Source organism: Streptomyces sp. NPDC044064 (genome assembly GCF_056434245.1).
On record NZ_JBWKFN010000002.1, the window covers coordinates 417,428 to 433,551 of the forward strand.

General features: G+C 68.3%; 15 protein-coding genes and 2 tRNA genes. 2 read left to right on the top strand and 15 right to left on the bottom strand.

The features are described 5' to 3' along the window. Nucleotides 1-132: 132 nt before the first annotated feature. From mreD to AC07DS_RS04930, 7 genes are all read right to left on the bottom strand, one after another. A complete protein-coding gene (gene mreD, locus AC07DS_RS04900) occupies nucleotides 133-810 on the bottom strand; it encodes a rod shape-determining protein MreD (protein ID WP_479142707.1) in 678 nt (225 codons plus the stop codon). Nucleotides 811-823: 13 nt separating this feature from the next. Beyond that, entirely contained in the window at nucleotides 824-1,765 is a 942-nt protein-coding gene (mreC, locus tag AC07DS_RS04905) for a rod shape-determining protein MreC (protein ID WP_479142709.1), read from the bottom strand. A gap of 163 nt (nucleotides 1,766-1,928) precedes the next feature. Then, on the bottom strand, nucleotides 1,929-2,948 hold the full coding sequence (locus AC07DS_RS04910) for a rod shape-determining protein (RefSeq protein WP_031158632.1): 1,020 nt from the start codon (nucleotides 2,946-2,948) through the stop codon (nucleotides 1,929-1,931). Nucleotides 2,949-3,260: 312 nt separating this feature from the next. Continuing rightward, nucleotides 3,261-3,674: a nucleoside-diphosphate kinase gene (ndk, locus tag AC07DS_RS04915; protein WP_145878398.1), complete on the bottom strand. Its 414-nt coding sequence runs from the start codon at nucleotides 3,672-3,674 to the stop codon at nucleotides 3,261-3,263. A gap of 63 nt (nucleotides 3,675-3,737) precedes the next feature. Further along, a complete protein-coding gene (locus AC07DS_RS04920) occupies nucleotides 3,738-4,094 on the bottom strand; it encodes a DUF4233 domain-containing protein (RefSeq protein ID WP_145878396.1) in 357 nt (118 codons plus the stop codon). A gap of 9 nt (nucleotides 4,095-4,103) precedes the next feature. Then, nucleotides 4,104-5,618 (bottom strand): bifunctional tetrahydrofolate synthase/dihydrofolate synthase, encoded by a 1,515-nt coding sequence (gene folC, locus AC07DS_RS04925; RefSeq protein WP_336112567.1) that lies wholly within the window; start codon nucleotides 5,616-5,618, stop codon nucleotides 4,104-4,106. 203 nt (nucleotides 5,619-5,821) lie between these two features. Then, entirely contained in the window at nucleotides 5,822-8,446 is a 2,625-nt protein-coding gene (locus AC07DS_RS04930; protein ID WP_479142712.1) for a valine--tRNA ligase, read from the bottom strand. Between the two features lie 137 nt (nucleotides 8,447-8,583). Here AC07DS_RS04930 and AC07DS_RS04935 point away from each other — a divergent pair, with 137 nt between their 5' ends. Next, entirely contained in the window at nucleotides 8,584-9,531 is a 948-nt protein-coding gene (locus tag AC07DS_RS04935) for a hypothetical protein (protein WP_479142714.1), read from the top strand. Nucleotides 9,532-9,600: 69 nt separating this feature from the next. Here AC07DS_RS04935 and AC07DS_RS04940 read toward each other — a convergent pair whose 3' ends face one another. The 6 genes from AC07DS_RS04940 to AC07DS_RS04965 all read right to left on the bottom strand — a co-directional run bounded on the left by AC07DS_RS04940 (nucleotide 9,601) and on the right by AC07DS_RS04965 (nucleotide 14,816). Beyond that, nucleotides 9,601-9,888 carry a hypothetical protein gene (locus AC07DS_RS04940; protein ID WP_147325548.1) on the bottom strand — a complete coding sequence of 96 codons (288 nt, stop codon included), beginning with the start codon at nucleotides 9,886-9,888 and terminating at the stop codon, nucleotides 9,601-9,603. Between the two features lie 189 nt (nucleotides 9,889-10,077). Then, nucleotides 10,078-11,364: an ATP-dependent Clp protease ATP-binding subunit ClpX gene (gene clpX, locus AC07DS_RS04945; RefSeq protein ID WP_067003552.1), complete on the bottom strand. Its 1,287-nt coding sequence runs from the start codon at nucleotides 11,362-11,364 to the stop codon at nucleotides 10,078-10,080. A 183-nt stretch (nucleotides 11,365-11,547) separates the two neighbouring features. Next, nucleotides 11,548-12,213 carry an ATP-dependent Clp protease proteolytic subunit gene (locus AC07DS_RS04950; protein WP_479142716.1) on the bottom strand — a complete coding sequence of 222 codons (666 nt, stop codon included), beginning with the start codon at nucleotides 12,211-12,213 and terminating at the stop codon, nucleotides 11,548-11,550. A gap of 67 nt (nucleotides 12,214-12,280) precedes the next feature. Continuing rightward, entirely contained in the window at nucleotides 12,281-12,886 is a 606-nt protein-coding gene (locus AC07DS_RS04955) for an ATP-dependent Clp protease proteolytic subunit (RefSeq protein WP_145878692.1), read from the bottom strand. Nucleotides 12,887-13,189: 303 nt separating this feature from the next. Next, on the bottom strand, nucleotides 13,190-14,560 hold the full coding sequence (gene tig, locus AC07DS_RS04960) for a trigger factor (RefSeq protein ID WP_479142718.1): 1,371 nt from the start codon (nucleotides 14,558-14,560) through the stop codon (nucleotides 13,190-13,192). Between the two features lie 179 nt (nucleotides 14,561-14,739). Next, a tRNA-Pro gene (locus AC07DS_RS04965) sits at nucleotides 14,740-14,816 on the bottom strand. Between the two features lie 163 nt (nucleotides 14,817-14,979). Here AC07DS_RS04965 and AC07DS_RS04970 point away from each other — a divergent pair. Beyond that, nucleotides 14,980-15,050, top strand: a tRNA-Gly gene (locus AC07DS_RS04970). Between the two features lie 122 nt (nucleotides 15,051-15,172). Here AC07DS_RS04970 and AC07DS_RS04975 read toward each other — a convergent pair. After that, nucleotides 15,173-15,421, bottom strand: a complete 249-nt coding sequence (locus tag AC07DS_RS04975) for an SCO4226 family nickel-binding protein (RefSeq protein ID WP_479142906.1) — start codon at nucleotides 15,419-15,421, stop codon at nucleotides 15,173-15,175. Nucleotides 15,422-15,731: 310 nt separating this feature from the next. Further along, nucleotides 15,732-15,926, bottom strand: coding sequence for a hypothetical protein (locus AC07DS_RS04980; protein ID WP_145878385.1), 195 nt, complete (start codon nucleotides 15,924-15,926; stop codon nucleotides 15,732-15,734). Between the last annotated feature and the right edge of the window lie 198 nt (nucleotides 15,927-16,124).

Below are 16,124 nucleotides of genomic sequence, written 5' to 3' on the forward strand. Positions count from 1 at the left end.
GCAGCCCATTCGTTGGAAGGGTGGTGGTGGGAGACGGGTGGGCGTTGGTCACTGCGGCTGTCTCCCCCTCTCAGTACGTGTACGTGTCATATACGACGAAGCTGTGCGTGCCCCTGAGCAACTCCCGTGCGCTCACAACCGCTTGACCCCCTTGATGCGGCCGACCCGGGTCGAGCGGGTGCGGGCCTTGGCCTTGAGGGAGCCGAGGCCGCCGCGCTGACTGCCGATGCGCAGCCCGGTGCCGGAGGAGAGCCAGCCGGAGGAGATGTCGCCGGCCTTGGCGGCCGGGCTGCTGTCGGCGAGCGGGTCGTTGTCGGAGCGGCGGGCCAGCCACATGATCCCGGGGACCACGAAGGGCGCGAGCAGCAGGTCGTACAGGGCGGCCGAGAACAGCAGCCCGGTCAGGCCGACATGGCGGGCGGCGGTGTCGCCGACCAGGGCGCCGACACACGCGTACAGCAGGGTGGAGCCGACGGCGGCGGCGACCACGACCGCCATCGGGCCGGTCGCCGACTTCAGTCGGCCGTTGTCCGGCTTGATGAGTCCGGCGCCGTAGCCGATGACGCACAGCACGAGGGCGTAGCGGCCGGCCGCGTGGTCGGCGGGTGGGGCGAGGTCGGCGAGCAGGCCGGCGCCGAACCCGACGAGGGCGCCGCCCACATGGCCGTACACCATGGCCAGACCGAGGACGGTGAGCAGCAGCAGGTCCGGGACGGCGCCGGGCAGGTGCAGGCGGGCGAGGACGCTCACCTGGATCACCAGGGCGACGACGACCAGCGCGCTGGAGAGCAGGATCCGGTTGACACGCATGGGGATTCAGCTCCTACTGCTGCTGCTCGTCGGCGGCGTTCGCGGCGGCGGACGGTGTGACCGTGACGGTCACCGTCGGTGTCGGTGTCGGCTTGGGCTTGGTCGGCAGGACCTCGTCGCGCGGGTCCTTCTTCGGGGCCTCGACGACCACGCCGACGACGTCGAGCTGGGTGAAGCTGACGTACGGCGTGACGTAGAGCGTGCGGGTGAGGCCGCCTCCGGAGGGGTCGACGCGGGAGACCACGCCGACCGGCACGCCCGGCACGAAGGGCTTGTCGGCCTGGGAGCCGAAGGTGACGAGCCGGTCGCCCTTCTTCACCTCGGCCTTGCCGTTGAGGAGTTCGACGCGCAGCGGGCGGTCACCCTGCCCGGAGGCGAAGCCGAGTTCGTCGCTTCCCTCCATGCGCGTACCGACGGTGAAGTCGGGGTCGTTGGCGAGAAGCACGGTGGAGGTGTCGGGGCCCACCGTGGTCACGCGACCGACGAGGCCGTCCCCGTTGAGGACGGTCATGTCGCGCTTGATGCCGTCGTTCGCGCCGACGTCGACGGTGATGGTCCAGGAGAAGCCCTGCGCCGACCCTATGGCGATGACCTGGGCGCCCTTGATGCCGTACTGGCCCTCGGCGGAGATCTTCAGCATCTTGTCGAGCTGCTTGAGGCGGCTGCGGTTGCGGTCGTCGCTGCCGAGCTTCGCCTTGAGCGCCGCGTTCTCCTTCTCCAGGAGGGCGAGCCGGTCGTGGCGGCTGCCGGAGTCGCGGACCGCGGAGACTGCGTCGCCGACGGGATCGACCGCCGAGGACAGCCCGTTCTCGATCGGACCGAACACCGCTGCCGCGGCTTGTCGGGCACCGTCGACCGGCGAGTTCCGGCCTCCGCGGATGTCCACCGTGATCAACGCGAACGCGATGGCGATCAGCAGGACCAGGAGCAGCCGGCTCTCTTTCGTGTCCCTCACGTGCGGCGGCCGTGCCCTTCCTCAGTAGGAATTCGGGGACCCCTGAAGGCGCCACTGGCGAAGCGCCAGCCCAAGGGGCCCATTTGTGGGAGCTTATGCCTCTATACCAACGATCCGCCGTACGAGAGGAGATCATCTCGTACGGCGGAATCGAAGAGTTACGTCATCTGCGCGGCTGGGCGTCCAGGACCTGCTGGAGCGCCTCGAACTCCTCGACGCACTTTCCGGAGCCGAGCGCCACGCTGTCCAGGGGGTCCTCGGCGATGTGGATCGGCATGCCGGTCTCCCGGCGCAGCCGCTCGTCCAGCCCGCGCAGCAGCGCTCCGCCGCCGGTCAGAACGATTCCTCGGTCCATGATGTCGCCGGACAGCTCCGGCGGGCACTTGTCGAGGGTCGTCTTGACCGCGTCGACGATCGCGTTGACCGGCTCCTCGATCGCCTTGCGGACCTCGGCGGCCGAGATGACGACGGTCTTCGGCAGCCCGGACACCAGGTCCCGGCCGCGGACTTCGGTGTGCTCGTCGGCATCGAGGTCGTACGCCGAACCGATCGTGATCTTGATCTGCTCGGCCGTGCGCTCACCCAGCAGGAGGCTGTACTCCTTCTTGATGTACTGGATGATCGCGTTGTCCAGCTCGTCGCCCGCGACGCGGATGGACTGGGCGGTGACGATGCCGCCGAGCGAGATGACCGCGACCTCCGTGGTGCCGCCGCCGATGTCCACCACCATGTTGCCCGTGGCCTCGTGGACCGGCAGGCCGGAGCCGATGGCGGCCGCCATGGGCTCCTCGATGATGTGCACCTGGCGGGCACCCGCCTGGGAGGACGCCTCGATGACGGCGCGGCGCTCGACGCCCGTGATGCCCGAGGGCACACAGACGACGACCCGGGGCCGGGCGAGATACCGCCGCTTGTGGATCTTCAGGATGAAGTAGCGGAGCATCCGCTCGGTAATCTCGAAGTCGGCGATGACGCCGTCCTTGAGCGGGCGCACGGCGACGATGTTGCCCGGCGTGCGCCCGATCATCTTCTTCGCCTCGGCACCGACCGCGAGGATGCCACCGGTATTGGTGTTGATCGCGACGACGGACGGCTCGTTGAGCACGATTCCGCGACCCCTGACGTACACCAGCGTGTTGGCGGTCCCGAGGTCGACAGCCATGTCACGGCCGATGAACGACATTGAGTTCCCCATCCGGATTCATCTGGCCTTCCGAAGCTTTTGAGGGCATATCAGGTCGGCGAGGCGGGTGCTGTGACGTGAAGGCTTCCATCGTAAACGCGCCTGCACGAACACTGCGCGAGGGTCTTCGCCATTGTCAGCAGATGGCGCGTCGCCTCGCTTGTGGAGACGGCCCATCGGGGGCACACGTTCCCCCGATCGGCAACGCATATGCCAAAGGACGGCCGAAAACGTGCGGCCGCCCCTGGTCAGGACTCCGAGCGGAGCTGACGCTCCCTCAAAAAAATTAGCGGAAAATCCGCAGGATGGCGCTCAGGCGTGCCCCGGGAAGAAGATCTTCACCTCGCGCTCGGCGGACTCCTCCGAGTCGGAGGCGTGGATCAGGTTCTCGCGGACGATCACGCCGAAGTCGCCCCGGATGGAGCCGGGCGCGGCGGCGATCGGGTCCGTCGGGCCGGCGAGCGCGCGCACGCCCTCGATGACCCGCTCGCCCTCGACGATCAGCGCGACGACCGGGCCCGAGGACATGAAGTCGACCAGCGGCTCGTAGAAGGGCTTGCCCTTGTGCTCGCCGTAGTGCTGCTCCAGCGTGTCCTGGTCCAGGGTGCGCAGCTCCAGCGCGGTGATCTGCCAGCCGGCCTTGCGCTCGATACGGCTGATGATCTCGCCGGTCAGGCCCCGACGGACGGCGTCGGGCTTGAGCAGGACGAGGGTGCGCTGGCTCACGGGGGGCTCCTTACTACTGACGTGTGCGGTGGGACGAGGTTACAGGGCGTGTCCGTGTTGCTGTCACGCAGCGTCAGGTGTAGAGGACTCGGCCTGCGCCGCGAAACGGGCCTTGGCCTCGTCGACCTTTCTGCCGTAGTGCACCGACGCCCACCACAGCGCCGCGAAGACCGCGCCCATGAAGTACATCGTCGGGACGAAGACACCGGAGGCGATCAGGGCCAGCTGCAGGGCCCAGCCGAGGGCGACCCCGCCCGGCCGGGTCACCATCCCGCACAGCAGCACGCACAGGACCATGGCGATGCCGCTGACCAGCCACACCGTCGACGTGGACAGGTCCGGGTCCTTCATGGCCACGAGTCCGGCGAACCCGATGATGAAGAACTCGCCGATCAGCGTCGATGAACAGAGCGTACGCACGACGGAACCTCAGCCCTTCCCCAGGAGCAGGCGGGCCTCGCCCACCGTGATGACCGAACCGGTGACCAGCACCCCGCCGCCCGCGAACTCGCCCTCCTCCTCGGCCAGCGTGATCGCGGCCTCCAGAGCCTCGGGCAGCCGCGGCTCGACCTGGACCCGCTCCTCGCCGAACACCTCGACGGCGATCGCAGCCAGCTCGTCCGCGTCCATGGCACGGTGCGTGGAGTTCTGCGTGACGACGACCTCGGCGAAGATCGGCTCGAAAGCCTCCAGCAGCCCCCGCACGTTCTTGTCGGCGCTCGCCCCGACCACACCGATCAGCCGGGTGAAGTCGAACGCCTCCCGCACGGCCTCGGCGGTGACCTCGGCGCCCGCCGGATTGTGCGCCGCGTCCAGCACGATCGTGGGAGAGCGCCGCACGACCTCCAGCCGGCCCGGCGAGGACACGGCCGCGAAGGCCTTGCGCACGGTGTCGATGTCCAGCGGCTCGGCGCGCAGCGAGCCGACACCGAAGAACGCCTCCACGGCGGCGAGCGCCACGGCCGCGTTGTGCGCCTGGTGGGCGCCGTGCAGGGGCAGGTACACCTCGGGGTACTCACCGCCCAGGCCGCGCAGGGTGACCAGCTGGCCGCCGACCGCGACCTGCCGGGCCACGACGCCGAACTCCAGCCCCTCCCGGGCCACGGTCGCGTCCACCTCGACGGCCTTCTTCAGCAGCACCTGCGCCGCGTCCACCGGCTGCTGCGCCAGGATCACGGTCGCGTCCTGCTTGATGATGCCGCCCTTCTCGGCGGCGATCTCACCCGGCGTCGAGCCGAGCCGGTCGGTGTGGTCGAGGGAGATGGGGGTGACCACCGCGACGTCACCGTCGATCACGTTCGTCGCGTCCCAGCTGCCGCCCATGCCGACCTCCACGACAGCGACGTCGACGGGGGCGTCCGCGAAGGCGGCGTACGCCATGCCCGTGAGGACCTCGAAGAACGAAAGCCGGTACTCCTGCAGACCGTCCACCATCTCGACGTACGGCTTGATGTCCTGGTACGTCTCGATGAACCGCTCGGCGGAGATCGGGGCGCCGTCCAGGCTGATCCGCTCGGTGACCGACTGCACGTGCGGGCTGGTGTACCGGCCGGTGCGCAGGTCGAAGGCGCCGAGCAGGGCCTCGATCATGCGGGCGGTGGAGGTCTTGCCGTTCGTGCCCGTGATGTGGATCGAGGGGTACGACCGCTGCGGCTCGCCCAGCACGTCCATCAGCGCGGCGATACGGCTGACGGAGGGCTCCAGCTTGGTCTCGCCCCAGCGGCCCGCCAGCTCCGCCTCGACCTCGCGCAGGGCCCGGTCGACCTCGGGGTCCTCCGGCCGCGCGGGCACGTCGGCCTGCGGCGGGCCGCCCTGGGTGCGCAGGGTGCGGCTGCCGGCCTCGATCACCGCGAGGTCGGGGTCGCGGTCGGTCTCCTCGGCGATGAGTTCTTCGAAGGCGTCGAGGGGGTCGGGCTGGTCGTTTTCGTGCGGGAGGTCGCTCACGGGGCCAGTCTACGGAGCGGGCGGTGGCTTCGCGGCGCCGGTATGAGGTGGCTTGTCTTGTCCACCGGCTGCGGGTCCACTGCGCTTGCGGGAGGGCGGGCGCGGCGGCACCCCGCAGGCGCGGGTGACCGGAATCTGCCCCCGGGTACGCGAAGGCCCCCGGAACTTCGCGGCTCCGGGGGCCTTCAGCGCCGTACGAAGGCTTACGCCTGCGGCAGCCTCTCCAGCTGGGACTGGATCCGCGTGATGTCCTCGTCCGCCTTGGCAAGGCGCCCGCGGATCTTGTCGACCACGTTGTCCGGGGCCTTCGCCAGGAACGCCTCGTTGCCGAGCTTGGCCGTGGCCTGGGCCTTCTCCTTCTCGGCGGCGGCCAGGTCCTTCGCGAGGCGCTTGCGCTCCGCGGCCACGTCGATCGTGCCGGACAGGTCGAGGGCGACCTCGGCACCGGCGACCGGCAGGGTGGCCGTGGCCGTGAAGGAGTCGCCCTCCGGCTGGAGGCGCAGGAGCTGGCGGATCGCGGCCTCGTGGGGGGCGAGGGCCGTGCCGTCGAGGGTGAGGCGGGCCGGGACGCGCTGGCCGGGCTGGAGGCCCTGGTCGGCGCGGAAGCGGCGGACCTCGGTGATGACCGACTGCAGCGACTCGATCTCGCGCTCGGCGGCCGCGTCACGGAAGCCGCTGTCGCTCGGCCAGTCGGCGATGACGACCGACTCGCCACCGGTGAGGGTGGTCCAGAGGGTCTCCGTCACGAACGGAACGATCGGGTGCAGCAGCTTGAGGGTGACGTCGAGGACTTCACCGAGGACCCGCTTGGAGACCTCGGCCGCCTCGCCGCCCGCCTGGAACGTCGTCTTGGACAGCTCGACGTACCAGTCGAAGACCTCGTCCCACGCGAAGTGGAAGAGGGCGTCGGACAGCTTGGCGAACTGGAAGTCGTCGTAGAGCGCGTCGACTTCGGCGATGACGGAGTTGAGGCGGGACAGGATCCAGCGGTCCGTCGCCGACATGGCGGAGGCGTCCGGCAGCGGGCCGTCCACCGTCGCGCCGTTCATCAGCGCGAAGCGCGTGGCGTTCCAGATCTTGTTGGCGAAGTTGCGGGAGCCCTGGACCCAGTCCTCGCCGATCGGGACGTCGACACCCGGGTTGGCGCCACGAGCGAGCGTGAAGCGCAGGGCGTCGCTGCCGTACTTGTCCATCCAGTCCAGCGGGTTGACCGCGTTGCCGAAGGACTTCGACATCTTCTTGCCGAACTGGTCACGGACCATGCCGTGCAGGGCGATGGTGTGGAACGGCGGGGTGCCGTCCATCGCGTACAGGCCGAACATCATCATCCGGGCGACCCAGAAGAAGAGGATGTCGTAGCCGGTGACCAGGACGGAGTTCGGGTAGAACTTCGCGAGCGACTCGGTCTGCTCGGGCCAGCCCAGCGTGGAGAAGGGCCACAGGCCGGAGGAGAACCAGGTGTCCAGGACGTCGGTGTCCTGGTGCCAGCCCTCGCCGGTCGGGGCCTCGCCGTCGGGGCCGACACAGACGACCTCGCCGTTCGGGCCGTACCAGACGGGGATGCGGTGACCCCACCACAACTGCCTCGAGATGCACCAGTCGTGGAGGTTGTCGACCCAGTCGAAGTACCGCTTCTCCATCTCCTGCGGATGGATCTTGACCTTGCCGTCGCGGACGGCGTCACCGGCGGCCTTGGCCAGCGGGCCGACCTTGACCCACCACTGCATGGACAGGCGGGGCTCGATGGTGGTCTTGCAGCGCGAGCAGTGGCCGACGCTGTGGACGTAGGGCCGCTTCTCGGTGACGATCCGGCCCTCGGCGCGCAGTGCGGCGACGATGGCGGAGCGGGCCTCCAGGCGGTCCAGGCCCTGGAAGGGGCCGTGGGCCGTGATGACCGCGTGCTCGTCCATGACGGTGAGCGACGGCAGGTTGTGGCGCTGGCCGATCTCGAAGTCGTTCGGGTCGTGCGCGGGGGTGACCTTGACGGCGCCCGTGCCGAACTCGGGGTCGACGTGCGTGTCGGCGACGACCGGGATGGAGCGGTCGGTGAGCGGCAGGCGGATCTGCTTGCCGATCAGGTGCTTGTAGCGCTCGTCGTCGGGATGAACGGCGACGGCGGTGTCACCGAGCATGGTCTCGGCACGGGTCGTGGCGACGACGATGGTGTCGTCCCCCTCGCCGTACTTCATGGAGACCAGCTCGCCGTCGTCGTCCTGGTACTCGACCTCGATGTCCGAGATGGCCGTCAGACAGCGGGGGCACCAGTTGATGATGCGCTCGGCGCGGTAGATCAGCTCGTCGTCGTACAGGCGCTTGAAGATGGTCTGGACGGCCTGGGAGAGGCCCTCGTCCATCGTGAAGCGCTCGCGGGACCAGGCGACGCCGTCACCCAGACGGCGCATCTGGCCGCTGATCTGGCCGCCGGACTCGCCCTTCCACTGCCAGACGCGCTCGACGAAGGCCTCGCGGCCGAGGTCGTGGCGGGACTTGCCCTCCTTGCCCAGCTCTCGCTCGACGACGTTCTGGGTGGCGATGCCGGCGTGGTCCATGCCGGGCTGCCACAGCGTCTCGTAGCCCTGCATGCGCTTACGGCGGGTCAGGGCGTCGATGAGGGTGTGCTCGAAGGCGTGGCCCAGGTGGAGACTGCCGGTGACGTTCGGCGGCGGGATGACGATCGTGTACGGCGGCTTGTCGCTCTTCGCGTCCGCCTCGAAGTAGCCCCGCTCTACCCAGCGCTCGTACAGCGGCCCCTCTACATCGGCCGGCGCGTACTGGGTCGGCAGTTCGGTGTCGGGCGCGGGTGGCTGCTGCTGAGCGTTCTCGGTCACGGGGGTCAGTTTAGAGGTGTCACGGGGTGGTCCCGAAACGCGTTTGTTGTGTAACGGTGCGGCCCCCGGTGCCGTGTGCTTCCTGTGCCTGGTCCAGGATGTCAGGAACACATAAGCATCTGGAGGGGAACCCAGAAATGAGCAACAACCAGCCGGGCCCGTACGGCCAGCAGCCGCCCTACGGCCAGCCGGGGCAGCCTGGTCCCTACGGCCAGCCGCCGCAGGCACCCCAGCCCGGCTACGGCTACCCCCAGCAGGCCCCTCCGGCCCCTCCTCAGCCCGGTTACGGCTACCCGCAGCAGGGTGTGCCGCAGCAGCCGAACGCGTACGGCCAGCAGCAGCCGTACGGCCAGCAGCCCTACGGCGTCCCGCAGCCGCCGGCCGCGGGCGGCGGCAAGAAGAAGACGGGCCTGATCATCGGGGCCGTGGCGGTCGTCGCGGCGATCGCGGTGGGTGCGTACTTCGTGCTCAGCGGAAGCAACGGCACCGTCGTCGCTGACGACGGCCCGCACAAGCTGATCACTCCGACCACCGTGATCAACGGTGAGTACCAGAAGGGTGCCAGCTCCAACGACGACGCCATGACGGACAGTGATGTGTCAGCTGCCCGGAAGGCCGGCGTCAAGAACGCCAAGTCAGTGGGCGCGGAATACCAGTCCGGCGACAAGAGCAACCCCCTCACCATGAAGATGCTGAAGTTCGGCGGCATCTACGGCCAGATCGACGACCCCGCCGTCGTCGTCGACGCGATGTTCGCCAACATGAAGAAGGAGTCCGAGAAGGACCAGAGCGGCGACGACACCAAGGGCACGCTGGTCGGCAGCCCCGAGGAGCAGGAGCCGGCGGGCCTCGACGGCGCCGTCATGAAGTGCCAGTCCGTGAAGCTGGACATGAGTGGATCGGGGTCCAGTTCCTCGGGCCCGAAGCAGATGATCATGCCGGTGTGCATCTGGGGCGACCACAGCACCCTCGGCGTGACCATCAACGCCGACTTGGCCAGCGCGATGGCAGGCAAGGGCATGTCCCTCGGCGACGCCGCGGAGATCACCGCCAAGCTCCGCAAGGACGTACGCGTCAAGGCCTGAGGGCCCAGCAGCGGCACTCCCGCATCACAGAAGGCGGCTCGGTGGTGCCGAGCCGCCTTCTCTGCACGGTCAGGCTCGTACACACGCCTCGTCGGCAACGCCGTTACTCACGCCGAGGGCCACCAGACCGTAGATACAGTACGGATTGGCGATGGCGGGGCCGCCGGGGAAGGGCATTGCCTTGTTGCCGCACGCCGCCTTCACCTTCACGCCGGCGCGGTATCCATGCGTGGCCACGTAGTTGGAGCAGTCGCCCTGCGTGGCGCTCGCCGGCGAGGCCACGAGGATCGGCAGGGCCCCTGCCGCCACCACCACACCGGCCGCGGCCACCATGCGCTTCGCCCTCTGGAAAGTCATTCGGAGTCCTCCCGTTTTATAAAGCCAGACATTCGAACACACGTCTGACCCGGTCGGGCTGATTTGATCACCGAAACAGGGTGGGCTCCAGTTGCCGCCGGAACGATGGCTCGATCCGATCGTCCCTGGTCTGACACGTCGACGGGCAGGCACCCAACGCGGGGTGCCTGCCCGTCGACGCCGAGAAGCTCAGGCTGTCTTCTGCTCCCCCGAGCCCCGCCCGCGGGCGTCCCGCGGGATCAGGGTCGGGTTCACGTTGGAGTGGACCACGTCCGCGGTGATGACGACGCGGGCCACGTCCTTGCGGGACGGGACCTCGTACATCACCGACATGAGGACCTCCTCCATGATGGCGCGCAGGCCGCGCGCGCCGGTCTGGCGGAGGATGGCCTGGTCGGCGATGGCCTCCAGGGCCTCGCGCTCGAAGTCCAGCTCCACGCCGTCGAGTTCGAAGAGGCGCTGGTACTGCTTGACGAGCGCGTTGCGGGGCTCGACCAGGATCTGGAGCAGGGCCTCGCGGTCCAGGTTGTGGACGCTCGTGATGACGGGCAGGCGGCCGATGAACTCAGGGATCATGCCGAACTTGACCAGGTCCTCGGGCATGACGTCCTCGAACTGGTCCTTGGCCTCCAGCTCGCGCTTGGAGCGGATCGTCGCGCCGAAGCCGATGCCCTTCGCGCCGGCCCGGGACTCGATGATCTTCTCCAGGCCCGCGAAGGCACCGCCCACGATGAACAGGACGTTCGTCGTGTCGATCTGGATGAACTCCTGGTGGGGGTGCTTACGGCCGCCCTGGGGCGGGACGGAGGCCGTGGTGCCCTCGAGGATCTTGAGCAGGGCCTGCTGGACGCCCTCGCCCGAGACGTCGCGGGTGATGGAAGGGTTTTCACTCTTCCTCGCGACCTTGTCGATCTCGTCGATGTAGATGATCCCCGTCTCGGCCTTCTTGACGTCGTAGTCCGCCGCCTGGATCAGCTTCAACAGGATGTTCTCGACGTCCTCGCCCACATAGCCCGCCTCCGTCAGCGCCGTCGCGTCGGCGATGGCGAACGGGACGTTGAGCATGCGGGCCAGGGTCTGCGCGAGGAGGGTCTTGCCGGAGCCCGTGGGGCCGAGCAGAAGGATGTTGGACTTCGCCAACTCGATGGCGTCGTCGCGGCCTTGGGCGCCGCCGTTCTCGCCTGCCTGGACCCGCTTGTAGTGGTTGTACACCGCGACGGAGAGCGCCTTCTTAGCCGCTTCCTGGCCGACTACGTAGCCTTCCAGGAACTCGTAGATCTCGCGGGGCTTCGGGAGTTCCTCCCAGCGCACCTCGCTCGTCTCGGCGAGCTCTTCCTCGATGATCTCGTTACAGAGATCGATGCACTCGTCGCAGATGTACACACCGGGCCCTGCGATGAGCTTCTTGACCTGCTTCTGGCTCTTGCCGCAGAACGAGCACTTGAGCAGATCGCCGCCGTCACCGATGCGTGCCACGGTGTGCTTCCCCTTCGCCTGGGAGACGCCTGGACGCTTTCGAATCCAGCGGCTCCTGGTGCTGCCTTATGTCCGACGGTACCTTGCCGGGCCCTGTGTTCGGGCCCCCCTTGGCAGGGTTCACTTTGACGTGCACCGTGCCAAGAGGGGCAGAGAATACGTCGACGAAGACGTCGACCCGCGTCAGCGGACCGTGGCGTTGTTCATCTTCCGGGTGGAGATGATCTGGTCGACGATGCCGTACTCGAGTGCTTCCTCGGCCGTGAGGATCTTGTCGCGCTCGATGTCCTCGCGGACCTTCTCGATCGGCCGGTTGGAGTGCTTGGCCAGCATGTTCTCCAGCTGGTCACGCATCCGGGTGAACTCGTTGGCGATGATCTCCAGGTCGGAGAGCTGGCCGCGGCCGGTGGAGCCGGCGGGCTGGTGGATCAGCACGCGCGAGTTCGGCAGCGCCATGCGCTTGCCCGGCGTACCGGCGGCGAGCAGGATGGCCGCGGCGGAGGCCGCCTGGCCCATGCAGACCGTCTGGATGTCGGGCTTCACGAACTGCATGGTGTCGTAGATGGCCGTGAGGGCCGTCATGTCGCCACCGGGGCTGTTGATGTAGATCGAGATGTCCCGGTCGGGGTCCATCGACTCCAGGCACAGCAGCTGCGCCATGACGTCGTTGGCGGAGGCGTCGTCGATCTGGACGCCGAGGAAGATCACGCGCTCCTCGAAGAGCTTCGCGTACGGATCGTACTCGCGGATGCCCTGGGAGGTGCGCTCGACGAAGCGCGGGATGACGTAGCGGCTGTCGGGGCGGGGCCCTTCGTACATGCCGCTGGCGGCGCCGTGGAAGTTGCTCATGGGGTTCACCGTCCTGGTGGCGTTCGGGGGGCTGGGGTCTCGGCGGTGCTTGGCGTGGCCGGGCCGGTCAGGCACCGGTGCCGCCGCCTCCCGGAACACCCGAGGCGTGCGTGATGATCTCGTCAATGAGACCGTACTCCTTGGCCTCTTCCGGGGTGAACCAGCGGTCGCGGTCGCCGTCGCGAACGATCGTCTCGACGGTCTGGCCGGAGTGCAGCGCGGTCAGCTCGGACATGGTCTTCTTGGTGCGCAGCAGGTACTGGGCCTGGATCTTGATGTCCGAGACCGTACCTCCGAGGCCCGCGGAGCCCTGGTGCATCATGATGTCCGTGTGCGGCAGGGCGAAGCGCTTGCCGGCGGTGCCGCCGGTGAGCAGGAACTGGCCCATCGAGGCCGCCATGCCCATGCCGATCGTGACCACGTCGTTCGGGATGTACTGCATGGTGTCGTAGATCGCCATGCCGGCCGTCACCGAGCCGCCGGGGCTGTTGATGTAGAGGTAGATGTCCTTGGCGGGGTCGGCCGCAAGGAGCAGCAGCTGAGCGGTGATCTTGTTGGCGATGTCGTCGTCAACCTGCTGACCGAGGAAGATGATCCGCTCGCCGAGCAGCCGGTTGTAGACCTGGTCGCCGAGGCCACCACCGATGGAAGGCTCGCCGGCGGCGGAGGGCATCAGATTCGTCACGTATCCACCTGCTCGTCTTACGACGGCGCCGGGCCGTCTCACGTAGTCCTGCCGGGGCTTAGCGGGAAGTCCAGCTTGCCCTCGTACTCATGGACCCTAACGCTCAGGCCGCTTCGGGGAATCCCGGAGAAGCGGGTGTTCGCCGGGGGCGTAGCGGAGGACCCCGCCGGTTTGGCGGTGCGGTTTGCGGTCCCGTGCCCCTCCAGGTTGGCCGGTACGAGCCGGTACGACAAACGGGCCCCCGAGAAAGTCCTCAGGGGCCCGTCTACGTCGTCACAGACGCCGTGGGACTCAGCCCTCGGTCTTCTCCTCGGCCGCGTCCTCGGCGCCCTCGGCGGACTCGGTCTCGTCCTCGTCGTCCAGGTCGATGACCTCGCCGTTGGTGTCCTTCACCGTGGCGGACTCGACCACGACGGCCAGAGCCTTGCCGCGGGCGACCTCGCCGACCAGGAGGGGCACCTGGCCACCCTCGACGACGGCCTGGGCGAACTGGTCGGGGGACATGCCGGAGGAGGCCGCACGCCGCATGAGGTGCTCGGTGAGCTCCTCCTGGTTGACGTTGAGGTTCTCCTTCTTGACCAGCTCGTCGAGGACGAACTGGGTCTTGATGCCCTTGACCGCGGCCTCGCGGGTCTCGGTCTCGAACTCCTCGACGGTCTTGCCCTGGATCTCCAGGTACTTCTCGAGGGTGAGGCCCATCTGGCCGAGCTGGTGGTGCTCCAGGTTGTGCTTGCGGGTGTTGATCTCGTCCTCGAGCAGCTTCTCGGGGACCGGGACCTCGACCAGCTCGAGGAGCTTCTCCAGGACGCGCTCCTGCGCCTGGGTGGCCTGGTCGAACTGCTTCATGTTGGCCAGGCGCTTGCGGCTGTCGGCCTTCAGCTCGTCCAGGGTGTCGAACTCGGAGGCGAGCTGCGCGAACTCGTCGTCCAGCTCCGGCAGTTCACGGGCGGCGACCTGGGTGACCTTGACGGTGACCTCGGCCTCCTTGCCCGCGGCGGAGCCGCCCTTCAGCTCGGAGGTGAAGGTGGCCTCGCCACCGGCCTCCAGGCCCTTCACGGCGTCGTCGATGCCGTCCAGCAGCTCGCCGGAGCCGATGGTGTAGGAGACGCCGTTGGCGATGCCGTCCTCCAGCACCTCGCCGTCGACCTTGGCCTCCAGGTCGATGGTGACGACGTCGCCGTCCTCGGCGGCACGCTCCACCGGGGAGGTGGAGGCGAAGCGCTCACGGAGCTGCTCGACCGACTTCTCGATGTCCTCGTCGGTGACCTCGACGGCGTCGACCTCGACCTCGATGCCGGAGTAGTCCGGGATCTCGAGGGCCGGGCGGATGTCGACCTCGGCGGTGAAGTTCAGCGTCTCGCCGTCCTTCAGCTCGGTGATGTCGACGTCGGGCTGGCCCAGCGGGCTCAGCTCGGCCTCGTTGACCGCCTCGGTGTAGAACTTCGGGAGCGCGTCGTTGACGGCCTCCTCCAGCACCGCACCGCGGCCGAACCGCTGGTCGATGACGCGGGCCGGGATCTTGCCCTTACGGAAGCCCTTCACCGTGACCTGCTGGTTGATCTTCTTGTACGCCGCGTCGAGGCTGTCCTTGAGCTCCTCGAAGGGCACCTCGACAGTGAGCCGAACCCGGGTCGGGTTCAGGGTCTCCACGGCGCTCTTCACGGTTCGGTCTCCTTGTGGCTGACTTCTTGGGTTCTGCCGGAGCCAGACTGGTCCGGCGGATTTCGCCGCCCGGAGGAGTTCGTAGGCCGAGTGGGCCGGGACACACGGGCGCGCAGCTTGCATAGTAACCGCAGCCGGTCAGCGCCCCAAAAGGCGATCATTGCGGCACCGCGAGCCGGTGGTCGGGGTGGCGGGATTTGAACCCACGGCCTTCCGCTCCCAAAGCGGACGCGCTACCAAGCTGCGCCACACCCCGTCTGGTGCGACACGTAGGGTACATGCCCCGGCCGGATCCGTCGGCTGGTTTGCAGACTGCCGCGCGGGTGGCATCGCCGCAGTCCAAACACGTTGGCCTCCGCGGCGGGCGACCCGCTACGATGCTCAGCAGTGCCGTGGTCACCGACCTGCGGCGCACTGTCGCGGGCGTAGCTCAATGGTAGAGCCCTAGTCTTCCAAACTAGCTACGCGGGTTCGATTCCCGTCGCCCGCTCCGAAGGCCGAAGGCCCAGGTGAGAGATGGTTTCCTCTCCCTGGGCCTTCAGTCGTTCCCAGGGCCTCTCGTGCCGGTTCACCCATGGGCGTGATGCTTCGGGCCGGGCCCTTCCGGGTCGGTCACACGGCCAGGGGGACCGGGTGGATCTCGTCGGCCAGGTGACCGGCGCGTTCATGGATGCGCTGGACCGCTTCGGCCGTGGGGGCCTCAGAGAGGCAGTAGACCGTGCCGGACTCCGGATCCGCCCAGGCCTTCTCGAAGTGGACGCCCTCGTCCTTCTCGATGGCGAGGTCGGCCTTGTGGGCCTGCATCAGCTGGTCGGCGGTGATGCCCTCCATGCCGTGGTGGACGTCCATGAACTGGGGCATGGCGTCGCGCCTCCCTCCGGCTGTCGTGTCCCGGCGCATCGCCGGGTCGCTTGCCAACTCCGTCATCTCCATCGTGTGCCCGTACGACCGCGACAGCGACCGTGCGGACCCTCGGCAGCAGCGGAGCGGAGGGGGCCGGCCACCTCGGCGGTCCAGCGGGCCGTGCCGTGGGCGAGGTCCATCCGGGTGATGGTGTGCGTGCTGTCGCCGTCGACGCACACGGAGTAGCCGTGCCCGGCCGCGGCGCGCAGCCGCGGATGACGATCGGCCCGTCGCCGGTGGAAGACGAAGTGGCCCGGCCCCGCCGGCGTCAGAACTTGATCTGGTTGATGGTCTCCGCTATCGAGTTCAGAAACCGGTTGATGGAGGGCGCCATGCCGGTGGAGGCGAGGAAGAAACCGAAGAGGACGGCGACGATGGCCGGACCCGGTTTGATGCTCCCGCCTCGGATCAGCACCACAAGGATGATCGCCAACAGCAGCACCACAGACAGTGAAATGGCCACAACTGATCACACCCTCGGTCGGTCCGCTCTCCCGGCCCGGGGGTACTGCCCCGCACCCCCGCCAGAACCATCGTGCCACCAACCCGGCCACCGTATGCGGTTCGTGACGCAACGTTGGACAAGCACCCGCGGCGGGCGACGCCCCGCACAGTAATTCGACGGAACACCCGCGCCCGACTCCACAGGGAATTGCGCAGC